This window comes from Methanoculleus oceani (genome assembly GCF_023702065.1).
GTDB lineage: Archaea > Halobacteriota > Methanomicrobia > Methanomicrobiales > Methanoculleaceae > Methanoculleus > Methanoculleus oceani.
Map to the genome: position 1 here is coordinate 186,463 of NZ_QFDM01000003.1, position 22,794 is coordinate 209,256.

Sequence of the window (22,794 nt, forward strand, 5' to 3'; positions counted from 1 at the left end):
GAGTTGGTTGCTGCAGACATTAAGTGAACCGGTGAGAAAAGATCGCCGACGTCAGGGCGGGAATCCGGTCCCGGGGTCGCCTCACTCCACCGATCCCGTATCGGCCATCTGCCGACCGACGGCCGTGCAGGCTCTCCCCTCACGGGCGCTTCAGCAGCAGGCCGGGAATCCGGTCCCGAGGACGGCCAGCAGGACCGCCGCAACCAGGAAGAAGACGGCATCGAGATCCCCCTGCATCAGGATGCCGGGATCAACGCAAAGTTTATTCGCATTGGGGCGAACAATAGGGTGATGCCATCGCGTTGCGTAAACAACCTCGGCGGAAAAGTGCTCCTCCTGAACGTAACTCCCGATCAGGTAAACGACTACGTGCGAAAGCACTGCAAAGAGTACTACGAGATGCCCCCGGACTTTGTCTTCAGAGACATCCGGATGCTCCTGGCGTCTCCCATGCTCGTCGGCCTCCAGGTCAGGAAGCAGAGGATCCTGCTGCCGTTTACGAAACTCTGCTCAGGCCCCGGGACGATGCTCTACGAGATCGCGGCAAAGGAGGCGGATCTCGAGTTCATCCGCAACAACCTCGTGAAGGTCTCCAAGTGAGGGCGGGCGACCGTGCGGCCCCGGAACCCTCTGCCGGGTGAGCACAGCGGCGCTGGGCGGCGGCGCGGGAGCGGCCTGCAGCCGATCCGGACGGTTTGTGCATATCGCTCCCGTGTATCGCCAGATACGCCCCCCGCGAGGCCTCGCGCTCCCGTCTACCCTGTTTCACCGTATCCCGCCACCCGGAAAAGGCGGTATAACCGATCGCTATATAGCCCCTGACAGAAAAATCTTATAGCGATCACCGTGGGCATCAAGGAGTGGGTAGTCCCTCAGGATAAGGTTTTTTTCGATCTCTTCGACAGGCTGACCCGGGAGGTCGTCTCCGCAGCCGATCTGCTCGTCGAGTTCGTCGAGAACTTCGAGAACGTGAAAGAGCAGTGTCACCGGATGAAGCAGATCGAGCACCGGGGAGACGAGATCACGCACGAGATCTACGAGCAGTTGAACCGGACGTTCATCACGCCGCTCGAACCGGAAGAGATCTCCCGCCTTGCATCGGCGCTGGACGACATCCTGGATTACATAGACGGCACTGCGCAGCAGATGTACAGTTACGGCATCACCGAGACCGACGACTCGATGATCGAGCTTGCAAAGCTGATCCAGCTGAGCGTCGTCGAGATCGAGAAGGCCGTAAACGGCATCCGGTCGATCAAGAACCCGGGCCTGATCGAAGAGAGGTGCATCGAGGTGAACCGCCTGGAGAACGTCGCGGACAACGTCCTCGGCCATGCCATCATGGACCTCTTCAAGACACAGGATGCGGTCACCATCATCAAACTCAAGGATATTTACCAGAACCTGGAGATGGCGACCGATAAGTGTGAAGACGTCGCAAACGTCCTGAGCGATATAGCCATCAGACACTCCTGACCGCTATGGACCCGATCATCATCCTCGGCATTCTTCTCGCGCTGCTCTTTAATTTTGCAAACGGCTTGAACGATGCCGCGAACTCGATCGCCACCATCATCGCGACCAAGGCCTTGACCCCCCTGCAGGCGGTGCTCCTCGCGGGGGTCTTCAACCTCCTCGGTCCCCTTCTCTTCACCACGGCGATTGCGGCGACCATCGGGAGAGGGATCGTGGACCCCGTATCCCTCACGCCGGCGCTGATCCTCATGGCCATGGTCGGTGCGGTGCTCTGGGTCCTCGCGACCTCGTTCCTCGGGATCCCCGTATCCAGCAGTCATGCCCTGATCGGCGGGCTTCTCGGTGCCGGCATTGCAGCCGCCGGGACAGGGGCCGTCCTCTGGCCGTCGCTTGCGCTCATCGATCAGGTTCTTCTTTACGGGCTTGCCGGGGCAGTCCTCGGCGCGATCGTCACGGGCGTAGTTGCGCACCAGAGGGGCGAGTTCAGGTCGTGGAACCTCATCCTCGGGGGGCTCATCGGGGTGACGGTGGTCATCCCGCTCGCCATTGCAACCGGGTTTTTGAAGATCAGCGGAATTCTCGCGGTCCTGATCTTCATCGTCATCTCCCCCATGCTCGGGCTCATTTCCGCGTTCGCCCTCGGCACCCTCGTCGCACACATCTTCCGCAACCATCCTCCGCGGCGCTTATCGCGCCTTTTCAAAAACCTCCAGATCTTTTCGGGATCGTTTCAGGCCATCGGCCACGGCAGCAACGATGCCCAGAACGCGATGGGCATCATCACCGCCATGCTCCTTGCCGGGGGGCTGATCGCCGAGTTCTCCGTCCCGCTCTGGGTGATCCTCGCATCTTCGCTCGCCATATCGCTCGGGACACTCTTTGGAGGATGGCGCGTAATCGACAAGATGGCCAACCGGATCACCAGGATCCGGCCCTACCAGGGGTTTGCCGCATCGACCGCCGCGGGAGGCGTCCTTTCTCTGATGACCGCCTTCGGCGTCCCGGTCTCGACGACCCACGCGACAACCGGCGCGATCATGGGCGTCGGCGCAACGCGCGGCTACTCGGCGGTCAAGTGGGGAGTGGTCCGCGAGATCCTCATCGCGTGGATCCTGACCATACCGGCGGCGGCGGTCGTGGCCGGGGTCTGTTATCTCATCGGCCATGCTCTGATCAGCGGGGTTTTTTGAGGGGGGGCGAATGGCCGGGTTCTATGCCCGGCCGCTCGCAACTCTTTTTAATCGGACCATGTGGTGATTGAACATCGCAGGACAAAGTCTGGCTGGTTCATATGATCCTGTAAATCCAGCAGTTGCATAATCTCATCCACGGATTCCCACCTGATATCGCCACGCACTGCCCCCGCCCCTGGGACGGGGTGCGACGGGCCATGGGGCCGGAGCATGAGCACCGAAGGTGCGGGGGAGGAGGCCGGAGGCCGGGTGGGGTGGGGGTTACAGGAGTCTCCGTGTATAGTGGAGACAGGGGAGGGGGGCTGCACCCCCCTCCCCGTCAGCCCCTCCCCCAATGGCGATACCCCCACGGTCCAGTGTACCGGGCGGTGGTCCAGTAAGAGCAGAGCCCTGAAGAATCCGTGGATGGGATTTGCGAGATTCCGGAGAACAACAGTTCAGAGCGCGACGGATCGAGCATGCAACCTGTTGCACCCCGCGCAACAGCGAGCCGGAATAGCCCGGCCTACTCCCTGCCCTTCTCCTTTGTGCCCTGTAGCTCCCGGTAGCACCGGCAGAGGTCCGCGACGAAACACTCCTCGTGCTTCGGGTTCTGCGCCGTGCAGACGGCCCGCCCGTGACGGATCAGGAGGTAGTTGATGTCCCGCCAAACCTCCTCGGGGAAGAGGGCCACCAGATCGCGCTCGATGATGTCGGGGTTCGTGCTGTCGGTGAACCCCAGCCTCTTCGAGACCCGGCGGACGTGGGTATCGACCGCGATGCCGACGTTGATATCGAACGCGTGGGAGAGGACGATGTTTGCCGTCTTCCTCCCGACGCCGGGGAACGACCGCAGTTCCTCCATCGTCCGCGGGACCTCGCCGTCGAAGTCGGCGACGAGCTTCCTCGCCGTCCCGACGATGTAGCGGGCCTTCGCGTGGTGGAACCCGATGGTCCTGATGAGCGGCTCCACCTCCTCGGGCTCCGCGCGGGCGAGCGCCTCCGGCGTCGGGTAGCGGGAGAAGAGGGTGTCGCTAACGGCGTTGACGGCGCGATCCGTCGTCTGCGCGGAGAGGATGGTGAGGATCAGCGCTTCATACGGGTTAGAGAAGTCGATGAAGTGGCGCCTGTCGTCGACGACGGGATACTGCAGAAGAAGACGGCGGTACACCTCGCAGGCAGTCTCGCGGTTCATGACTGATGGGGCAGGGCAGATTCGAACTGCCGTCAAAGCGTCCCAAACGCTCTAGGATGGACCAGGCTACCCTACTGCCCCCGTACCACCATACGTTGGAAAGCCGGGCAAAAATAGTTGCCGATGGGGGAGAGGATCAGGGCAGCAGGGGGTTCGAGGATTCTTTGCTCACGATCGTGCCGGTGCAGGCGCCCTCCACGATCGCGCGGTAGAGATTCTCCGGGTCGCGGCCGTCGAGCACCAGAAGCGGGATCCCGGACCGCTCGATCACCTTCCCGGCCACGATGTCGAGCACGATGTTCGCACCCGCATTCATCCTGCTTCCGGTGATGATATCGAGGAGCTCCTGCGGCGTGAGGCGCTCGTGCTTCACCGCGCCGGCATCCTTCTTCGGGTCGGCGCTGTAGATCCCGTTGACTGACGTGGCGTTGATGAGGAGGTCGGCACCCACGCTCTCGGCGAGGACCGCCGAGACCGCATCGGTCGTCTGCGCCGGGGTGATGCCGCCCATGACGACGATCTTTTTGGTCTGTGCGAACTCGCGTGCCTCCGTGTAGTTCTCCGCAACGCGCGGGTAGGCCGCATCCCCGAGTCCGGCGATGAGAAGACTCGCGTTCAGTCGCGTCACCATGATACCGAGTTCGTCCGCCGTCGCCTCGCCGGCACCGAGGTCGCGGGCAACCCCGATATACCTGCGTGCCTCCCCGCCGCCGCCGACGACGATGAAAATACGACAGCTTTCGGCAATATTTTTCAGAACAGAGACGTATCGGCTTATATTGTTCGATTCAAGCGAAGGGACCAGAACCGAGCCGCCCAGGGATATCACGATCTTCTTCATTTCACCCTAGTATTATCCCCAATATCACTCATATACCTGTTGTGAAGCTGCTGCACTGCCCTGTATGCGGTTCCGCGGATGTCTGGGCGGTTACCGGAGGTTATACCGGCTGTATCTACCGGTGCAAGCGCTGCGGGTATCGCGGAGCGCTGGTCGTCGAGTACGATGAAGAAGACGGGAAACGGAATGAGCGGTAGCGCATCCGCACCACAGTCATAAATATCATGGTTCCCCTCACCCGGTGATCATATGCACGAGGCGCGACTCTACCAGAAACTGGAGGACAACACCATCCGCTGCTCGCTCTGCGCTCACCGGTGCACCATACGGGAGGGGAAACAGGGGGTCTGCGGGGTTCGCATCAACCGCGGCGGTACGCTGTATGCCGCCACCTTCGGCAAAATAATCGCCGAAGCTGTCGATCCCATCGAGAAGAAGCCGCTCTACCACTTCCTGCCCGGAACGCTCTCCTACTCGCTCGGGACCATCGGGTGCAACTTCCACTGCGAACACTGCCAGAACTGGCACATCTCCCAGCAGACGCTGGAGATGGAGGCGCTCCGGGACCTCACCCCGGAGCAGGGCGTGGAACGGGCGATCGGGTCGGGTTCCGCAAGCATCGCCTGGACCTACAACGAGCCCGCCATCTGGCACGAGTACCCGCTTGCGATGGGGACGCTCGCGCGCAAAAAGAATCTCGGGACCGTTTACGTCACGAACGGCTACATCACCGAGGAAGGGCTCAACGAGCTCGCGGGAATGCTCAACGCCTTCCGTGTCGATATAAAATCGTTCTCCGACACCTTTTACCGGAAGGTCTGCGGGGGGCGGCTGCAGCCGGTCCTCGACGCGACGGCGCTCGCAAAGGAACTCGGGATGCACGTCGAGACGGTCACGCTGGTCATTCCAGGGCAGAACGACTCGATGGAAGAGATGGAGGCGCTCATCCGGTGGGTGCTCGAGAACCTCGGGCCCGACACCCCGATGCACTTCACCCGGTTCCACCCCGACTACAAGATGCGGGAGACGAGACCGACCGATATCGGTAAACTCGAGAAGATCTACGAGCGTGCAAAAGAACTCGGGATCCACTACCCGTATCTCGGCAACGTCGGAGACCACCCCTACGAGAACACCTACTGCCCGACCTGCGGCAGCCCCGTCATCGAGCGGTCGGGGTACGCGGTCCGGGTAACGGGGCTCAAAGACCATACCTGCACGGAGTGCGGCGGGCGCATCGAGTATGTCTCGGAGATCAGGTGAACGCCGGAGGTTCCTGACCGACAGGATGCTCGGGACACTCACCCGCTACCTCCGGTTCATGGGCTACGACACGATGAGTGCAAACAGCCTCTCCCCGGGGAGCTCCCGGGAAGATACGCTCCTCCTCGAGATCGCCACCCGGGATGACCGGCTCCTCCTGACCCGGGACCGCGAACTCGCACGGCGGGGCGGGGCGCAGGCGATCTACATCGCATCCGAAGAGATCATGGCCCAGATCCGGCAGGTTGCCGACCTCGGGGTCATCGAGCCCCGCATCCGGATGAGCCGCTGTTCGCTCTGCAACACACGCCTCCGGCCGGCCACCGTGCGGGAGATCCGCGAGGCACGCTACGCTCCGCGGTCGGCCCGCGGGAAGGAATTCTCGTGGTGCCCGACATGCAGGAAACTCTACTGGATGGGCTCGCACAGCGACCGCCTCGAGAAGCGCCTCAACGAGATGCGCTCCTCCCCCTGACCGGGCGCCTGCCGCATTCCCCCGCAGGTGCCCGGAAACACTTCATTTCAGACATTTCCTGAGGAACCGGGAAAGGTATATCAACATTCAGGGGGTATGAAGCGCGGCGACTGCAGGCCGATCGATCTGATCTTTTTACCAGCCGGGACGCCTGCGGGAGAATATGCCGGCTGTATGACGCGAGAGAACGCGATTTCAGCCGTTCTAGTCTCGAAGCCCGGGCCCCGTGCATGAATCGGCGAGGCCCGGACAGATTATGATGAGGAATCGTATGGAACGTCTAAAAATAGCATTTTTCTGCTGGGAGTCCCTGTATGCCGAACGGGTCGGCGGGCTCGCGAATGCGGCGACAAACCTCGCCGAGACGCTGGCACGGCACCATGAAGTGCACTTTTTTACCCGGGGAGAGGGAGGAGACGCTGAGATTAACGGGGTCCGATACCACTACTGCCGGCCGGCGGGGGGAGAGAACATCGTCCGGTACTGCTCCGATATGAGCAGAGGGATGATCGACCGGTTTGCCGAGTTCGATACGCCGTCGTTTGACCTCCTGCACTTCCACGACTGGCATGTGGTCGACGTGCTCCGCCGGCTCCAGGAGCGGGAGACCATCTTCACCTACCACTCGACGGAGTTTGGGAGAAACGGAAACAGTTTCAGCGGCGGATGGCCGTTTTCCGAGATATCAGCGATTGAACGCTACGGCGCGTCGATTGCCAAACACATAACGGCGGTCTCCTCGACCCTCCGCCGGGAGGCCATGAACCTCTACGACATCCCGGACTGGAAGATCGACGTCGTCGCAAACGGCATCGTGCCCGGTCACTACCAGGCAGACGTCGATCCTGGGGCGGTGAAACGGCACTACGGCTTTGACCCGGACTCCCCGCTGATACTCTTTGTCGGGAGACTTGCGTGGCAGAAGGGCCCCGACATGCTGGTGGATGCAGCCCCCCACCTTCTGCGGGAGCACGCGGACGGTCAGTTCGCCTTCATCGGGGACGGGCAGATGCGCCACGGCCTCGAGACCCGGGCCCGGTCGCTCCCCGTCCGTTTCCTCGGGCGACTGGCCGATGCGGAGTACGTGGAGCTCCTCAACGCAAGCGATATCGTCGCCATCCCGAGCAGAAACGAGCCGTTCGGGCTTGTGCTCCTCGAGGCATGGAGCGCCGGGCGGTGCGTCGTCGCTTCCGATGTCGGGGGGCTCTCCGAGAACATCGAGCACGGGACCGACGGAGTCAAGGTGCAGCCGCACCCGGACTCGATCGGCGAAGGACTCTCCCGGGTGGCGGATTCCCCCGAAAAAGCGCTCTCCATGGGCCGGGAGGGGCTCGAAAAAGTGAAGAGAGAGTTCCCGTGGAGCCGCGTTGCAGAGCGGATGGAGGATGCGTACGCCAAGATCGCGAAGCACGATACGCTCCTCTGCTGACAGAGGGCTCACGGCAGCATGACGGCTATGAGGTGCTCCATCAGGCGGAACGGGTCGGATGAGACGACGGGCGTTCCCGCGTAGAGTTCCATCCCCCCGATATCCGAGGTCCGTGAATGGAGGTCGCCCCGGTCCACCACCCACGCAACGTAATAGCCCGGTTCGTCGAGCGGCGGCATATACACCGCCGCGTTATAACTCTGCACCCCGATGTTCTGGTAACACTCGAGCACTTTTGCGAGTGCCGGGACGAGGTCGTGCGGCGACTCCGTGACGATCGCGACTTCGTGCTCTTTTCTCGGGGTGAGGTGCGCCATGACCCGGGCGTTTCTGTAGACGAGCCCGAGACCGATAGCCGTATGGGCCGAAAAGAGGTCGTCGTAATATTCGCTCCCGTAACGGCACCGGTACTCTTCCCGGGTCCTCTCAATCCGTGCCGGAGCGGTATACGGGCAGTGTGTGAGCAGGACCTGGGCATGGTTGTGCACGACGCTCGCCCCCGCACGCCAGAGGAAGTTCCAGATGAGGAAAGGGTAGACAGCCCGGGGATCTGCGCGGTGCGCATCCTGGCACCAGCGGATGGCCACGCTGATCATATCGGCGATCTCCGGCTCTGCGGTGACGTAGGGGTTGTTCTCTTTCGCGATGATGACGGCATGGAGGTAATCGTACTTGGCGATGTTGCTTGCCGTGATCCAGTGGTCGCCGTCGATCCTCCCGAACGTGTCGGCCGGCGTCTCCTCGAGGGGGTCTGCGAACGGCCCCCCCTCCGCAAGCGCCTTGAGGTTCCGCGTCTCCTCGGCACGGGGCGTCAGCACCGGGCGGCGTGCTCGAACAGAGTTGAACAGCGTGCTCTCGCCGGTCTGGTTATTGGTCACCCTGACGATCTGCTGCGTCTCGATATCGCCGTACTTCTCCCGCACCCACTCCCGCATAGCGTCGGGGAGGACGAGGTGTCCGGGTTCGACATACCAGGAGTAGATCCGGGCAACGAGTTCTTCCGTATCCGGCGCGAGTTCCTTCACGATGCCCGGCAGCCTGGTGATATCAAGCTGAACCATAGGGTCTTCGTATACCGGTCTCGTACCGATAAAGATTCGCATCGGCAGGATCGGGGCGCGAGAAGGCCCGAACCGGGCGGACCGATCGGGTTTGCGACCGGCGCGTGCGGTCGGACACGAAATGGAAGATTTATTGATTACCGATAGAGAATATAATCTGAATACGTAGAGATCCGGCCAAACAGCACCCCGGGTATGCGTTCTATGGATAAGGGGCATGGCATTCTTTGATAAGTTTCGGACGAATATCGAGGGGTTCTGGCAGTCGAAGGACTATCCCGGCCTGATCGGGGACCTGGATGGTGAAGAGCCCGGTAGCCGCGCCGATGCAGCGCGGAACCTCTCTGCCATCGGGGTCTCCGCTGTTCCGGAACTTCTTGGTGCGCTGGAGAACGCCGGCCCCGCATCACGGGTCAGGATGACGGAGGCCCTTGCTTCCGTCGGTTTTTCATCCGTCCCCCTGCTCCTCGCCGTGATCTGCCGGGCAAGCCCTGCCCTGCAGGCATCCATGGCCCGTGCAATCGCACGGACAGGCGATGGGATCTTCGATGCGCTGCTGCCCGCACTGCACCACGAAGAGCCGGCGATCCGGTGTGCTGCGGTGATCGCTCTCCGGGGGATGGGCAGGAAGGCAGTCCCGCCCCTCTCCGAAGCGCTCCGTGACAGAGACCGTTCGATCCGGAAAGAGGCTGCCGGCGCGCTCGCCGCACTGGGATGGGCGCCGGACGACCTGACGGAGAAGGTACGGTTTTACTTCCTCCTGGAAGACTGGGCGGAACTTGCGAAACTCCAGGGGGCAGCCGTCCCGGTCCTCCTCAAGGCCCTTGGCAGCAAAGAGCCGCGGATACGGAGCGAGTCGGCACGAACGCTCGGGAAGATTCGTGACGCACGGGCTATCCCGGCGCTCATCAGGGCGGTGAAGGACCCGCAGGCGGACGTCCGCGTACGTGCCGCCGAGGCGCTGGGGGAGATGGGACACGATCAGGCAAAACCCGCACTGGTCGAAGCGCTCAACGATCCCTGCCATCCGGTGCGGATGGAAGCGGCCTGGGCGCTCGACCGGCTGGACTGGGTTCCGCAGAGCGACCTCGAGAGAGCGGGTTACCTCATTGCACGGGAACAGTGGAACGAACTTGTCCGGATGGGGAGACCGGCCATCCCTCCGCTCATCCGGGCCCTGGAGGTCGAGTATTCGGGGGTCCGCACCGGTGCAAGCGAAGCGCTGCGGCAACTCGGGCAGCCTGCATTCGATGCCCTGAACGCAGCAGCACGATCGGAGAGCCCCGGGCTCCGCGAACAGGCGGAGATTGCGCTGGAGTATATCAGGTCGCGTCACGAGGAGACTTCCCGGGCGAAACCGGTGCAGGAAGCCGCTTCGGGTTACGACCGGGAGCTCAGGGAAGGGCTTGCCGCCCGGAAGCAGATCGAAGACCACTTCGGGCCGACAGCCCGGGCGCGCAACCAGCCTCCCCGACGCGAACCTCCGCCGGCGGCACGGACGGAGGCGGTGCAACCCGTCGCCGGCGGAAAGGCCGCCGTGCCGGAACCCCCCGCCCGGCATCCTGCCGACGCCGGCGACCTCGAGGAACTCCTGGAGGCAGACGGAAAGGCCGAAGAGACATGGACCGGGACAAAGAGTCCGCTCACGCCGAAGACACCGGTTTCGCTTGATGAGATCGTTCCGTGCGGTGACGACGGGCAGGCGACCGATGACGAGAAGCCTGCCGGAGAGGAAGTACCTGCTCCCGCAAAGCAGGACATGGCGGTCCTGCCGGAGCCGGATGCCACCGTCGGGCCACCGGAACCCCCCTGGAAGACCCCGGAGAGGGGAACGCTCGAGCGGTACCTCAACGCCCTGCAGAGTGACGACGAAGTGATCCGGGCTGCGGCGATTGCAGCGTTACGGAGCATGGGGGGTCCGGCTGTCGAGTTCCTCGTCATGGCGCTCTCCGACCCGCACAACGGGGTCCGTATCGCCGCTGCGGAGGCAATCGGCGAGATCAGAGATGAGAGCGGTGTCGATCCGCTGATCCTGCTCACCAATGATGCCGGGCAGGACGTCCGCACTGCCGCTGCCGCCGCGCTCGGACGGATCGGGGATGCACGCGCCATCGGCCCGCTCATGCGCCTCTTCGGCGACGGGTACTCCGGGGTCCGGTCCGTTGCAGCCGCGGCGGTTGCGGCGTCCGGGCCCGATGCCCTTGAGCCGCTGGAAGCGGCACTGGACGACCCGGTACCGGTGGTCCGGTTGACGGCGGCGAGAGCAATCGGGCTCGTCGGGAACCCCCGGTCGATACCGCTTCTCATCAGGCACCTCGAGGACCCTGCCAGGGAGGTCGGCGTGGTTGCGGCCCGGACTCTCGGGAGATTCGGGAACCACGCAGTCGAACCGCTCTCGACGGTGCTGCGGGAGGGAGGAAAAGAAGGGCGCCTTGCAGCGATAGATGCGCTCGGAGGGATTGAGCCGGGAAAGGCGGACGAGGCACTGGCATACGCCCTGCGCGACGAGGACCGGGAGGTCCGGGAAAAGGCAGCTGCCGCGCTCATGAGGCGGCGCGCGGCGGGTGTATGGCAGAGCACCTTCGGCAACAAGGCCCGGGAAGAGAAAGAAGTCGCCACGAAGAAGAGTCCGGCCAGAGAGGAGGGGCGGAGAGCCTTCGAGCAGTCCGGCCGGGAAGAGATCGATACGCTCATCGCTGCGCTCAAGGACAGTTCGGTGGAGGTGCAGGCGTCTGCAGCCACCCGGCTTATCGGGATGGGGCAGCCTGCCGCCGAAGGACTGCTCATGGCGCTCAAGAACGAGGACAAGGAGATACAGCTGGCCGCCGCCGGAGTCCTCGGCGAGATGCGGGAGACGGCAGTCTTACCGCTCATGGATGCCTTAAACGACACCGATCGGTTTGTCCGGCTCGTTGCTGCCCGGAACCTGGGCAATATCGGAGATAAGCGGGCTATCCAAGCCCTTAGCGAATCTCTTCGTCGGGAACCCGAAAGCGGGGTCCGGGCAGCCGTGGCGGAGGCGCTGGGCTACATGGGGAGCGGGCAGGCGATAGAGCCGCTGGCCCTGGCACTGCGGGACAGGGACGAAGCGGTCAAGGTTGCCGCCGCCCGGTCGCTCGGCTACATCGGTGATCTTCGTGCCATCGAGCTGTTGATTCTGGCGCTCAGCGACGTGGACGACCGGGTCCGGCATGCTGCACTCGAGGCCCTGAAGGACCCCGGAGGCACGGCGCGGGGCCACCTGGTCGGCGCGCTCCGTTCCGGGGGCGAGAGGCTCAGGGCGGGGGTCGCCGAAGCGCTGGAAGCAGTGGGCTGGAAGCCGGAGAGCGGCGAGGAACTGACGCTCTACCTCATGGCCCTGAACAGGTGGGCCGAGGTGGAACAGGTCGGCGCCGATGCGCTGCCGGTACTTGCAGGGGCGCTCTCCAACCCGTCGATTGAGGTGCGGGCAAATGCCGTCAGGGCGATCTCCCGGATAGGAGGGGGGGAGGCCGTCGCCCCCCTCATCCTGGCACTCCAGGACGACGCGCTCGTGGTCAGAAAGCGGGCCGAACGGGCCCTGGTTGATATGGGCAATGCAGTGGTCCCCGAACTCAACCTGGCAGCCGGAGAGGTGCGGCCGGAGGCTCGAGAGGGGCTGCAGCGGATCATCGATGAGATCCGCGCAAAGGGGACGGGGAAGCCCTAGGGCATCCGCCCGGCTGCTTCCCAGTAATCGTACTCGTGATGCCAGCGGTCCTTGTTCGCCGTGACCAGGGCCCGCATCCGCTCGAGCATCGCGGCGTGAAGTTTTTCCTGCTCCGGGTAGGTCTCTTTCTTCTCAATGGCCTTTGCAAGTTTCCGGCCGAGTTCGTAGGCCCTCCCTTCCGCAGGCACGATCGTCTCCGGGTCTCCCCCGAGGACCACGCCGACACCACCCACGGTGTTCGCGCCCAGGGTCTGGAGGACCCTATTCAGGTAGGCCACGACCTCATCCGCCCCGGACCCGCCCGCCGTCGCGACGGCGCACCCGTACTTCCCGATGAACATCTGGCAGTGGATGGTGTCCGCCATACGGTCGAACATGGTCTTTGTCTGGGCGGTGACGGAGTCGATGTAGTTGGGCGACCCGAGGACGATCCCGTCGCTTGCGAGCATCTTCCGGTACAATTCGGCAAAGTCGTCTTTCTTGACACACTCGCCCCGCTCGCAGCAGATCAGGCATCCGTTGCAGTACTCGATCTGGAGCTTGCAGAGATCCACGAGCTCCACTTCGGCCCCGACACTCTCTGCCCCGTCAAGGACGGCTTGAACAAGCCGGAGCGTCTGGCTCCTTGAGGCGCGGGGACTTCCGTTGATCCCAAGTATCTTCATACTATCCCTCCTCGTAACGATCGTTGAGTCCGTTCCCGAATACGCTCGCCCGTAAACCTTACGGGATGTCGTGCGTGACGGCGATCTCGGCGCGGTACTCCCGGCCGCAGTCCCCGGGGAACGGATTGATGGTAAATATCTTCGTCTCACCCACCTGGAACCGGGGGGCGAGAATGGTCTCGGTCGCCCGAATCATATTGCTTTCGTCATCGATGAGCATGAATCGGATGACGGCGTTTCTCGCTGGCGCATCACCGCTGTTGGTCACCGTCCCCGTCACAATCCAGTAACAGGAACCGTCGGTGCGCAAATGCTTCTCCGGTACGGTAACGGTGGTCGTGAACGACGGCTGCGGCCCAGCGGGCGAGTAGGTAGTGTGAGGGGGCGACGTCATCTCCGGCGTCGGAGTCGCCGGCGCCCCGGAGGTCCCCGTGCAGCCTGCCGTGGCAACAGAGCCGATGAGGCAGCCGAGGAGGAGAAGAATCACAAGGCTCTTTCCCAGAGAGACATCCTGCATGCTGGTTCATCGACCGGAAGATATATAACAGATCCGAAAGTGTACCCGGGCCGGAGGCGGTGCCGGAGCAGGGTACGGCATGTCCCCGACTGCCGGCCCGCCACCCGGGCAGAGGCCGGGGGAACGATTTATATGCCCTCCGGATAAGAGGCCAGCCGGGAGGAGTACTGGTGAGCAGGGATGCCGTAGAAACCATCGGGACCGTGAAGGTCTGCAACGCCGTAACAGGAGAGGTGGAAGAGGTTCGAAGGGTCGTCAAATCCGACGAGGAGTGGCGGCGCCAGCTGACGCCGGAGCAGTTCTCCGTTGCCCGGCATGAGGGCACGGAGCCGGCCTTCACCGGGAAGTACTGGGACTGTAAGGAGGACGGCCTGTATGTCTGCGTCTGCTGCGGCAACCACCTCTTCTCCTCGAAGACGAAGTTTGAGTCGGGCACCGGCTGGCCGAGTTTCACAAAGCCCGTATCGGACTTAAACATCAGGACGGATCTCGACACCCGGTTCTTCATGAGCCGGACCGAGGTGCTCTGCAGGCGGTGCGACGCCCACCTGGGCCACGTCTTTGACGACGGGCCGCCGCCGACCCACAGGCGTTACTGCATGAACTCGGCGTCGCTCCGGTTCGTGCGGCAAAAAGACCTGCCCGGTCGGCACGAATAATTATCCTCTGGCGGCACCGACCTCTGATCAGTGACTGCCCATGCATCCCCCTGGGACGAGGACTACCGGAGGCGGGGCGACCTCTGGGGAGGAGCGCCGGCGCCGCTCCCGGACCTTCCCCCTGGCGCCGCCGTCCTGGAACTCGGCTGCGGGAACGGCAAAACCCTCGCAGCCCTCATCAGGCGGCCCTGGAATGTGACCGCGGCCGACATATCTCCCCATGCCGTCGCGCTCGCCCGGCGGCACCCGGGGACGGCGGCGGCCTCTCTCACCGTGGCCGATATCCGGTGCCTGCCGTTTTCCCGAGGAACGTTCGATGCGGTCTTCCTGGTCCACATCATCGGCCACCTGCCCGGACCGGGCCGGCAGGCCGCGGCATCCGAGGTCTGCCGGGTGCTCAGGCCCGGAGGGTCGGCTTTCTTCCGGGGTTTCTCCGTTGAGGACATGCGCGCCGGGAAGGGGGAGGAGACGGAGCCGCAGACCTTCCGGAGGGGCGACGGCATCACCACCCACTACTTCACCGAAGCCGAGGCGGCGGAGCTCTTCGCACCGCTCGTCCCGGTCTCGGTCCGGACGCACCGGTGGCAGATGCGGGTCCGGGGCAGGGACCTCCCCCGGGCCGAGGTGGAGGCAACTTTTCATAAGACGGTCTAGTGGCGGGAAACAGGTTTTGCGCACCCCGCTGTCCCCGCCCTCCGGGCCCTACGGGAACCGGAACCGGGGACGAACATACCTTTTTTACGCATCCAGACCGAGTTATAGTACCAGGATACGGAAACCCGTGGGTTCACGCCGGCTGAGGCGGCTGTTCCCGGGTCCTTCGTGCAGTATGGTCAACCTTTTTTGACAACCGGACAAAACAACAGGAGAGGAAGAGAAGTCATGTGTATTGCAATGCCCGCTGAGGTACTCGAGATAAAAGAGGGCAACATCGGCGTCGTCGACTTCGGAGACCTGCAGCAGGAGGTCAGGCTCGACCTCGTGGACGTGAAAGTCGGGGAGTTCGTGCTCGTCCATGTCGGATTCGCCATCCAGCGCCTCAGCAGAGAGGAAGGGCTCGAAACCCGCGAGATCTTCAGGCAGGTTCACGCCGCGGCGATGGAGGAGTGATGCACGAGTACAGCATCGCGTATGACATCTACACGACCGCACGCCGCGCCGCGCTCGAAAACAACGCAAAAGAGATCAAATGCGTCTCCATTGACGTCGGTAAGATGGCGATGGTGAACCCCGAGCAGGTGGAGTTCCTCTTCAACATCATCATCGAGGACGACCCGCTCTTTTCGAACGCCCGGCTCTCGTGCCGGGACATCGAGACGCGCACCCGCTGCTCCTGCGGCTACGAGGGGGACGAGCGGTTCGTCTGTCCGCAGTGCGGGAAACTCCCGCAAATCGTCGCAGGAATGGAGATCGTAGTCACAAACATCGAGATAGAAGTGGACGAAGAATGAAAGTCAACCTCATGCACGGTGCCGGCGGCGAGGTGATGGGCGAGCTTCTGCGCGTCATCACCAACCTCGAACACAACAACGCCGGCGGGATAGGGCTCGAGTCGCTGGACGACGGCGCGGTCATCCCCTTGAACGGCCAGAACATCGTATTCACGACCGACAATCACGTCGTGTCGCCGATCTTCTTCCCCGGCGGGGATATCGGGCGTATCGCCGTCTGCGGGACCATCAACGACCTCGCGATGATGGGTGGGCGGCCGATCGCCCTCTCGTGCGGCATGGTCATCCCCGAAGGCTTCGAAGTCGCCGACCTCGAGCGGATCGTCGCATCGATGGACGCCGCCCTCGGCGAATGCGGGGCAAACCTCGTCACGGGAGACACCAAAGTCCTCGAGCGGAGCGCGCTTGACACCATCGTCGTCAACACCGCCGGCATCGGCGTCGCCGAGCGGGTGGTTCGTGACAACGGCCTGAAGATCGGGGACAAAATCATCGTCAGCGGCACCATCGGCGACCATGGCATCGCCATCATGGCTCACCGCGAGGGGTTCGACTTCGGCGGCCAGATCAAGTCCGACGTCGCCCCCCTCTGGCCGCTCGTCGAGCGGGCGCTCGCCGCCGGCGATATCCACGCCATGAAAGACCCGACGAGAGGCGGGTTTGCAAACGCCATCAACGAGATGGCGCGAAAGAGCGGTGTCGGGGTCGTCATCAAGGAAGAGGCCCTCCCCTTCCGGCCGAGCGTCCGGAGCGCCGCCGGCATGCTCGGCCTCGACCCCCTCGAGGTGGCGAACGAGGGCAAAGTCATCATGGGCGTCGCACCGGGCGATGCCGAGGCCGTTCTCGCTGCGCTCCGGAACCATCCCTACGGGCGGGACGCGGCGATCGTCGGTGAAGTCGTCGAAGGCTCCCACGTGATTATGCGGACCGCAATCGGCGGAGAACGGTTCATCGAGCCGCCGATCGGCGACCCGGTCCCGCGTGTCTGCTAGCGACACAACTTTTTACGCCGCCCCGGGCGACCCGTGCCTGTCATATACGATAACACCGTGAGCAGTCTTATGGAGAGGCAGTCTACGATGGCAGAGGAAGCAGGTGTCGAGGTGCGCCTGGTGGATGTCTGGGACGTAGAGACGATCGCCGACCTCTACCGGGCGGGGGGCTGGTGGAACGAGAAATGGAACCCTGCCAGCCTCGGCGCCCTCATCGCCGGAAGTTTCGCGTTTGCCGTCGCCATCGACCCTGCGACCGGCAAAGCGGTCGGCATGGGCAGGGTGATCTCGGACGGGGTCTCGGACGCCTACATCCAGGACCTGGTCGTCCGTCCAGAATACCGGGGCCGGGGCGTCGGAACGATGATCTTATCAGCGCTGCTGGATTACTGTAATTCTGCAGGTGTCGCCTGGGTCGCCCTTGTCGCCGAACCCGGGACCGAGGCGTTCTATACTGCGCTTGGGTTCCGGAGAATGGAGGGGCACATACCCATGCGGTGGTATCCGAAAGATTGGTGAGACATGCTGAGATTTGCCGACTTCAAACCCGTGAGTCTGGACGATCGAGACCTCTTCTCAGAGCACTACCGGCAGTTCCCCCAGGTGCACAGCGACAATACGTTTGCAAATATGGTCTGCTGGAACCACTATGCGGACTACCGCTTTGCGGAAGTGGACGGCTCCATCGTCCTCTCAAGCACCATCAACGGCGTAACGTCGTTTCGGCCCCCTATCGGCCCTACAAACCCGGACCTGATCGGGGACGTCATCGATCTCGCAACGAGGGAGGGCGGCGACAAACCACTGTGGGTCCTCGACCCGGTGAATGAAGCGTTGATCCGTGAGCTCTACCCGGCCCTTCCCCTGCACGAAAACCAGGACTTCTTCGACTACATCTACCGGACCGAAGCCCTCGCCGACCTTGCCGGGAAGGGCTATGCCACCATCCGACGCCAGGTTAACCGGTTTGGGCGGGAGTATGCGTATACGGTCGAGGAGATCACGGAAGACAACATCGACGAGGTCTGGGAGTTCCTGGTCGTCTGGTGCGAGTGGCGGGACTGCGACTCCGAACCCATCCTCGCGGCCGAAAAAGAAGCCATACTCTTCGCCGTGAACCATTTCTTCGCTATCGGGCTTGAGGGGTGGATAATCAGGATCGGCGGCACGATAGGTGCGATATCGATTGTCGGGCGGGTCAACGCGGATATGGCAGTCGTCCACTTCGAAAAAGCGCTCCCCGAGACCTACCCGAGCATCTACAAGGTGATCACGACCGAGACGGCGGCGGGGCTCCGGGACCGCTACCGCTACGTCAACCGGGAGTGCGACATGGGCGTGCCCGGTCTCCGCGAATCGAAGACGCGTTACCACCCAGCGTACATGGTCGAGGTGTACTACGCGACCCGGGACGACCTGGAGGCGTGCTGCAGGTGACCGCCGATCTCGTGCTCCGGAACGTGATGCTTCCCACAGGACGGCGCGCCGACATCGTCGTCGCCGGGGGTATCGTCCGGCACGTCGGGGCACCGGTGCGTGCCGATGAGACGATCGACTGCAGCAGGCTCACCTGTCTTCCGGGAGCAGTCGATATGCACGTCCACATGCGGGGAGGCGTGCAGGCAGAGAAGGAGGACTGGCGGACGGGCACCATGAGCGCGGTCGCCGGCGGGGTGACGGTGGTCGTCGACCAGCCGAACACCGTCCCCCCCATCACCACGCCCGGACTCCTCCGGGCCCGTGTCCGCGAGGCGGAGGAGCAGGCAATATGCGGGTTTGCGGTGAACGCAGGCGTTCTCCCGGATGCCGATCTTGCCGGGATGCGGGATGCCGGCGCGATGGCGTTCGGGGAGACCTTCGCAGCACCGTCGAGCTACGGCGAGGGACTCGATGCGGAGACCCTCAAGGAACTCTTTGCCCGCATCCATGCCCTCGGGGGGCTTGCCACGGTGCACGCCGAGGAGGTCATCGGTCCGGCGCCGGCAACCCTCGCCGAACACGACAGTGCACGATCCGGTGTGGGGGAGGCGCGAGCCGTCCAGGCGGTATCAGCCCTCGCCCCGGCCGGAATAAGGCTCCACTTCTGCCACCTCAGCACCGCCGCCTCGGTCGGGGCCGCCCGCGGCACGGTGGAGGCGACGCCGCACCACCTCTTCCTCTCGCACGGGATGTTCGATCTGGACGACACCAGGGCCCGGGTGAATCCCCCCCTCCGTGACGAAGGGACCCGGCGCGATCTGTGGTCCTGCTGGGATACGATCGACGTCGTCGCCTCGGACCACGCCCCGCATACGGTTCCAGAGAAGGCCGTGCCGTTCGAGATCGCTCCCTCCGGCATCCCCGGGGTCGAGACGATGGTGCCGCTCCTGATGGCGGCAGTCAGGAAAAAGCGGATCACCCTCGCCTCGGTGATCGAGAAGACGTCGTGGAGGCCTGCCGCCATCCTCGGCATTCCGCGCACAGGGTTCGAGCCGGGCGACCGGGCGGACTTCGCCCTCTACCCGGACGAAATCACCCGCATCGACGCCTCAAGTCTTCACGCAAAGTGCGGCTGGTCGCCGTTCGAGGGGCTCGATGCAGTCTTCCCGGAAGTGGTGATCGTCGGGGGGGCGCGGGCCTACGCCTGCGGCGATTACCTGGAGGCGCACCCGGCGTGGTATCCCGGGCAAGGATATTTATCCCCGAAAAATAAATAATACAGGGCCGATAAAGCGCATCTTTAGGTCCCCGGGTGATCATCTGGCGAGACGCCTGGACATGATCCGCGGGACAACCCAGGTGCGCGACAGGCACGCCTGGCATATGGGTACGATCGGGTGAGGAACGGCATCAGCCGCCTGTGAGCATCGATCGTTAGTGCCGGGCGACATCCCTTTACGAGGTCTTTTCTTATGGAACCCTATGCCGATGCCGTCGTCGAAGCCGCACACGGGGTGATGATAGCGCTTGATGTTACGGCAGGTGCAAAGCGGCCCTCGTTTCCGGCCGGTTACAACGAATGGCGGAAGAGTATTCGATGCCAGGTGGCAGCCCCTGCCGTCGGCGGGAAGGCGAATCGCGCCATCGTCGACCTCCTCGCGGAGACGTTTCGCATACCCCGCGCCGACGTGAGCATCGTCGCCGGGCACACGTCTTCCTCGAAGACCGTGGCGATCGCCGGGTTATCGAAAGCCTGCGTCGTCGCACGCCTGAACGCTGCCGACACCTGATCCCGTGCGGACGAAAGAAGCAGGATTACCGGAACGAAACGGTTTTTATCACGAGAGAACTATACCGTGAGATATATTCAAATACAGCCCTGATGCGGCTCGGTTTTTGGATTTCCCTTTTAAAAAATCTTACGTTTAAGTCGCCATCTGCTTTAAGTAATTGCACCCTAGATATATAATTGACCCCTATGCCCGCGCGCATAGATACCCGCGTGGCATACGGCGATCAGATTTACATTGAAGGAGGCAACACTCCATGTACTCACCAGAAACTACAAAGTACCTCATTCATCTTACTCTGCAGATAGAGGGGGTGGTCGATAAGCCCGACGTGGTGGGCGCTATCTTCGGCCAGACCGAGGGTTTGCTCGGCGAAGACCTCGACCTGCGCGATTTACAGCGAACCGGCCGCGTCGGCAGGATCGACGTTCAGATCACCACGAAGCGAGGAGAGACAAAAGGCGAGATACTCATCTCATCCTCGCTCGACCGGGCGGAGACCGCGCTCCTTGCATCGTCGCTCGAGACGATCGACCGGGTCGGACCGTGCACGGCCCACGTGAAGGTCGACCGCATCGAGGATATCCGCGTCACCAAGCGGCGCAGGATTGTTGAACGCGCGAAAGAACTTCTCCTCGAGGACTTCGATGAGGGCGCCATCAACAGCGACGACCTGCTCGACGAGGTCAGGGAAGTCATCAGGATAGAAAAACTCGAGTACCTCGGCGAAGAGAGGGTGCATGCGGGCCCGAACGTCATGGCCTCCGACGCCATCATCATCGTCGAGGGGCGGGCCGACGTCATCAACCTGCTGCGCTACGGGATCAAGAACGCGGTTGCGGTCGAGGGAACCAACGTCCCGCGTATCATCATCGACCTCTGCTCGCAGAAGACCGCGACGACCCTGCTCGACGGAGACCGGGGCGGGGAACTGATCCTCCGCGAACTCCTGCAGGTCGCCGAGATCGACTTCGTGGCATACAGCCCGCGGGGAAAGAGCGTCGAGGAGATGAGCCGCAAGGAGATCGTCAAGGCGCTCCGGAACAAAGTGCCCGCGGAGGTGATCACCGCCCCGGTCTCCGACGAGGAAGGAGGGGAACGGTTGCCTGCATACGCCGGCTCCGCCGATGTGCGGGTTCCTGCCGGTGAAGACGAACGGCCTTCACAACAGCAGAGATACGGGAGGGAGGAGAGCCCAAAGCCGCCCTCGACGCTCGGCGAGCACATGGCCGACGTCCGGGACAAAAAGATTGCGCGGTTCCTCTCCCCGGACTATACCGTCCTCCTGGAATCGAACGCTACCGACGTCGAGGGCGCGCTCCAGAACCTGAACGGCGATGTTGAAGGGCTTGTCGTCGATCGCATCATCGACCAGAAACTTCTCGATCAGATCGGGGGAAGGGACCTCGAGTTCGTAGCTGCCCGGGACTTTAAAGGGATCATCAAACGCCCCATGTCGATCAGGCTTATAAAGATAGGTTGATGGTTATCCCGGGTGCAAATTTATATATATTTATATTCACTATTTTTATCTCTGGGAGAGAATATGCACAAGGAAGAGTTAATAGCCTTACATGGGATTCTCACTGAGATTAAAGACTTTTTTGAGTTGCAGAACCCGGAGTTGAAATTTTCGCAGTATTATGCGTTGAAGATAGACCCTTCTCAGGTGCATAAAAGCAAAATGGAACATAAATACGCAATATTCGTGCTCGGAACGGAACTTGCGAACGCCATGAAAGATGTGGAGTTCTCATCATCGGGTCGGATCTCCGCCCGGATGAAGGAACTTGCAGAGAAGACCTTAAAAGAGATCGAGTATCTCCAGTGACGAACGTTCGTTAATACGGTATCGGGGGCCGGATGCCCTCCAATCCTCTCCTCAGGCACGCATCTCGCGCTCGCTCTCGATGAGGTATAGAGCGAGCAACTTCGGGATAGGTGCCGCCATGCAGTGCCAGTTCGGTGTTCCGTTCACCTCAAGGACCGTGTAGCCTTCCCGGTCCCGGAGGAGATCGACGCCGCAGTAGTCGATCTCGAGCGCCGACGCCGACGCCTCGGCAATGGCGCGCATCTCCTCGTCGATCGGAACCGCCATCCCGATCCCGCCCTGGTGGATGTTGTGCATCAGAGTATCGGATACCCGGGCTATCGCGCCGACGGCCTCTCCGCCGAGGACGAAGACACGAAAGTCCCGGTCGTTTTGCACGTACTCCTGCAGGTACCAGGGTCCCGGCCCGAGATCGTCCGGCTCCGTCACGAGCCGGATACCGTTTCCGTCATACCCGTAGAGCGGCTTATAGACGACCTTCCCGTGCCGCAGGAGAAAATCCCGCGCCTGCTCCTCCGAACGCATGTAGGCCGTCTCCGGCGTCCGTACTCCATTGTGCAGGAGGAGAGCGGACGTCATCACCTTGGATGCACAGGCAACGATGCTCGCGGGTGTGTTGATCACCCGGTTCCGGAGCGAGAGCACGTTTAAGGTCTCGAACTGATGCCCGTCCTGCCGGATTCCGCAGACCCATACGAGTTCGTTCTCAAGCCCGGAATCGAGGGGATCGATTGCACCGAGGTCGAGGACCCCGTATCGGGCATCGGCTCTCTCCAGCTCCCGCATAACTGCGCCGGTCGAGTTGTCGTCCGGCGTATCGGTCGGTTTTGGTACGATATGGATCATGCGCCTCACGTCCCGCTCCCGGGA

25 protein-coding genes and 1 tRNA gene are annotated in these 22,794 nt (G+C 62.8%); 19 read left to right on the forward strand and 7 right to left on the reverse strand.

Features of this window, described 5'->3' with window-relative positions; all coding sequences use genetic code 11:
- The first annotated feature begins 291 nt into the window (after positions 1-291).
- The 3 genes from DIC75_RS10615 to DIC75_RS10625 all read left to right on the forward strand — a co-directional run bounded on the left by DIC75_RS10615 (position 292) and on the right by DIC75_RS10625 (position 2,666).
- On the forward strand, positions 292-600 hold the full coding sequence (locus DIC75_RS10615) for a DUF1894 domain-containing protein (RefSeq protein ID WP_250988011.1): 309 nt from the start codon (positions 292-294) through the stop codon (positions 598-600).
- 246 nt (positions 601-846) lie between these two features.
- Entirely contained in the window at positions 847-1,476 is a 630-nt protein-coding gene (locus tag DIC75_RS10620; protein ID WP_250988012.1) for a DUF47 domain-containing protein, read from the forward strand.
- A 5-nt stretch (positions 1,477-1,481) separates the two neighbouring features.
- Positions 1,482-2,666, forward strand: a complete 1,185-nt coding sequence (locus tag DIC75_RS10625) for an inorganic phosphate transporter (protein ID WP_250988013.1) — start codon at positions 1,482-1,484, stop codon at positions 2,664-2,666.
- Positions 2,667-3,174: 508 nt separating this feature from the next.
- On the opposite strand, the gene nth is transcribed toward DIC75_RS10625, so the two are convergent.
- The 3 genes from nth to pyrH form a co-directional block, all read right to left on the reverse strand.
- Positions 3,175-3,843 carry an endonuclease III gene (gene nth, locus DIC75_RS10630; RefSeq protein ID WP_250988014.1) on the reverse strand — a complete coding sequence of 223 codons (669 nt, stop codon included), beginning with the start codon at positions 3,841-3,843 and terminating at the stop codon, positions 3,175-3,177.
- Between the two features lie 6 nt (positions 3,844-3,849).
- Positions 3,850-3,924, reverse strand: a tRNA-Pro gene (locus DIC75_RS10635).
- Between the two features lie 55 nt (positions 3,925-3,979).
- Positions 3,980-4,684, reverse strand: a complete 705-nt coding sequence (pyrH, locus tag DIC75_RS10640) for a UMP kinase (RefSeq protein ID WP_250988015.1) — start codon at positions 4,682-4,684, stop codon at positions 3,980-3,982.
- A 41-nt stretch (positions 4,685-4,725) separates the two neighbouring features.
- On the opposite strand from pyrH, the gene DIC75_RS10645 reads away from it, so the two are divergent.
- From DIC75_RS10645 to DIC75_RS10660, 4 genes are all read left to right on the forward strand, one after another.
- On the forward strand, positions 4,726-4,881 hold the full coding sequence (locus DIC75_RS10645; RefSeq protein WP_250988016.1) for a ZPR1-type zinc finger protein: 156 nt from the start codon (positions 4,726-4,728) through the stop codon (positions 4,879-4,881).
- A gap of 52 nt (positions 4,882-4,933) precedes the next feature.
- On the forward strand, positions 4,934-5,947 hold the full coding sequence (amrS, locus tag DIC75_RS10650; protein WP_250988017.1) for an AmmeMemoRadiSam system radical SAM enzyme: 1,014 nt from the start codon (positions 4,934-4,936) through the stop codon (positions 5,945-5,947).
- On the forward strand, positions 5,928-6,422 hold the full coding sequence (locus DIC75_RS10655; RefSeq protein ID WP_250988018.1) for a Mut7-C RNAse domain-containing protein: 495 nt from the start codon (positions 5,928-5,930) through the stop codon (positions 6,420-6,422). The genes amrS and DIC75_RS10655 overlap by 20 nt, the downstream gene beginning before the upstream one ends.
- 271 nt (positions 6,423-6,693) lie before the next feature.
- Positions 6,694-7,851, forward strand: coding sequence for a glycosyltransferase family 4 protein (locus tag DIC75_RS10660; RefSeq protein ID WP_250988019.1), 1,158 nt, complete (start codon positions 6,694-6,696; stop codon positions 7,849-7,851).
- An 8-nt stretch (positions 7,852-7,859) separates the two neighbouring features.
- Here the strand turns inward: DIC75_RS10660 and DIC75_RS10665 are convergent, their stop codons facing one another.
- Positions 7,860-8,912, reverse strand: coding sequence for an RNA-binding protein (locus DIC75_RS10665; protein ID WP_250988020.1), 1,053 nt, complete (start codon positions 8,910-8,912; stop codon positions 7,860-7,862).
- A 217-nt stretch (positions 8,913-9,129) separates the two neighbouring features.
- Between DIC75_RS10665 and DIC75_RS10670 the strand changes: the two genes are divergently transcribed.
- Positions 9,130-12,600, forward strand: coding sequence for a HEAT repeat domain-containing protein (locus DIC75_RS10670; RefSeq protein ID WP_250988021.1), 3,471 nt, complete (start codon positions 9,130-9,132; stop codon positions 12,598-12,600).
- Here the strand turns inward: DIC75_RS10670 and DIC75_RS10675 are convergent.
- Positions 12,597-13,265, reverse strand: coding sequence for a flavodoxin family protein (locus DIC75_RS10675; protein WP_250988022.1), 669 nt, complete (start codon positions 13,263-13,265; stop codon positions 12,597-12,599). The genes DIC75_RS10670 and DIC75_RS10675 overlap by 4 nt on opposite strands.
- 58 nt (positions 13,266-13,323) lie before the next feature.
- The gene (locus DIC75_RS10680; protein ID WP_250988023.1) at positions 13,324-13,782 is read right to left on the reverse strand and encodes an FxLYD domain-containing protein; all 459 of its coding nucleotides are present in this window, start codon (positions 13,780-13,782) and stop codon (positions 13,324-13,326) included.
- A 170-nt stretch (positions 13,783-13,952) separates the two neighbouring features.
- Here DIC75_RS10680 and msrB point away from each other — a divergent pair, with 170 nt between their 5' ends.
- The 11 genes from msrB to DIC75_RS10735 all read left to right on the forward strand — a co-directional run bounded on the left by msrB (position 13,953) and on the right by DIC75_RS10735 (position 21,924).
- Entirely contained in the window at positions 13,953-14,441 is a 489-nt protein-coding gene (msrB, locus tag DIC75_RS10685) for a peptide-methionine (R)-S-oxide reductase MsrB (RefSeq protein WP_250988024.1), read from the forward strand.
- Between the two features lie 30 nt (positions 14,442-14,471).
- Positions 14,472-15,095 carry a class I SAM-dependent methyltransferase gene (locus tag DIC75_RS10690; RefSeq protein ID WP_250988025.1) on the forward strand — a complete coding sequence of 208 codons (624 nt, stop codon included), beginning with the start codon at positions 14,472-14,474 and terminating at the stop codon, positions 15,093-15,095.
- Between the two features lie 228 nt (positions 15,096-15,323).
- The gene (locus DIC75_RS10695) at positions 15,324-15,551 is read left to right on the forward strand and encodes a HypC/HybG/HupF family hydrogenase formation chaperone (protein ID WP_250988026.1); all 228 of its coding nucleotides are present in this window, start codon (positions 15,324-15,326) and stop codon (positions 15,549-15,551) included.
- Positions 15,551-15,892: a hydrogenase maturation nickel metallochaperone HypA/HybF gene (locus DIC75_RS10700; RefSeq protein WP_250988027.1), complete on the forward strand. Its 342-nt coding sequence runs from the start codon at positions 15,551-15,553 to the stop codon at positions 15,890-15,892. Before DIC75_RS10695 ends, DIC75_RS10700 begins: the two co-directional genes overlap by 1 nt.
- Complete coding sequence (gene hypE, locus DIC75_RS10705; protein ID WP_250988028.1) at positions 15,889-16,884, forward strand: hydrogenase expression/formation protein HypE; 996 nt, start codon at positions 15,889-15,891, stop codon at positions 16,882-16,884. Before DIC75_RS10700 ends, hypE begins: the two co-directional genes overlap by 4 nt.
- A gap of 87 nt (positions 16,885-16,971) precedes the next feature.
- Positions 16,972-17,403, forward strand: a complete 432-nt coding sequence (locus DIC75_RS10710) for a GNAT family N-acetyltransferase (RefSeq protein ID WP_250988029.1) — start codon at positions 16,972-16,974, stop codon at positions 17,401-17,403.
- A 3-nt stretch (positions 17,404-17,406) separates the two neighbouring features.
- Entirely contained in the window at positions 17,407-18,321 is a 915-nt protein-coding gene (locus DIC75_RS10715; RefSeq protein WP_250988030.1) for a DUF2156 domain-containing protein, read from the forward strand.
- Entirely contained in the window at positions 18,318-19,580 is a 1,263-nt protein-coding gene (gene pyrC, locus DIC75_RS10720; protein WP_250988324.1) for a dihydroorotase, read from the forward strand. The genes DIC75_RS10715 and pyrC overlap by 4 nt, the downstream gene beginning before the upstream one ends.
- A 195-nt stretch (positions 19,581-19,775) precedes the next feature.
- A complete protein-coding gene (locus DIC75_RS10725) occupies positions 19,776-20,093 on the forward strand; it encodes a DUF167 domain-containing protein (protein ID WP_250988031.1) in 318 nt (105 codons plus the stop codon).
- 256 nt (positions 20,094-20,349) lie between these two features.
- The gene (gene dnaG / locus DIC75_RS10730) at positions 20,350-21,576 is read left to right on the forward strand and encodes a DNA primase DnaG (RefSeq protein WP_250988032.1); all 1,227 of its coding nucleotides are present in this window, start codon (positions 20,350-20,352) and stop codon (positions 21,574-21,576) included.
- A 63-nt stretch (positions 21,577-21,639) separates the two neighbouring features.
- The gene (locus DIC75_RS10735; protein ID WP_048112360.1) at positions 21,640-21,924 is read left to right on the forward strand and encodes a UPF0058 family protein; all 285 of its coding nucleotides are present in this window, start codon (positions 21,640-21,642) and stop codon (positions 21,922-21,924) included.
- 51 nt (positions 21,925-21,975) lie between these two features.
- Here the strand turns inward: DIC75_RS10735 and DIC75_RS10740 are convergent, their stop codons facing one another.
- Complete coding sequence (locus tag DIC75_RS10740) at positions 21,976-22,770, reverse strand: ATP-grasp domain-containing protein (protein WP_250988325.1); 795 nt, start codon at positions 22,768-22,770, stop codon at positions 21,976-21,978.
- Between the last annotated feature and the right edge of the window lie 24 nt (positions 22,771-22,794).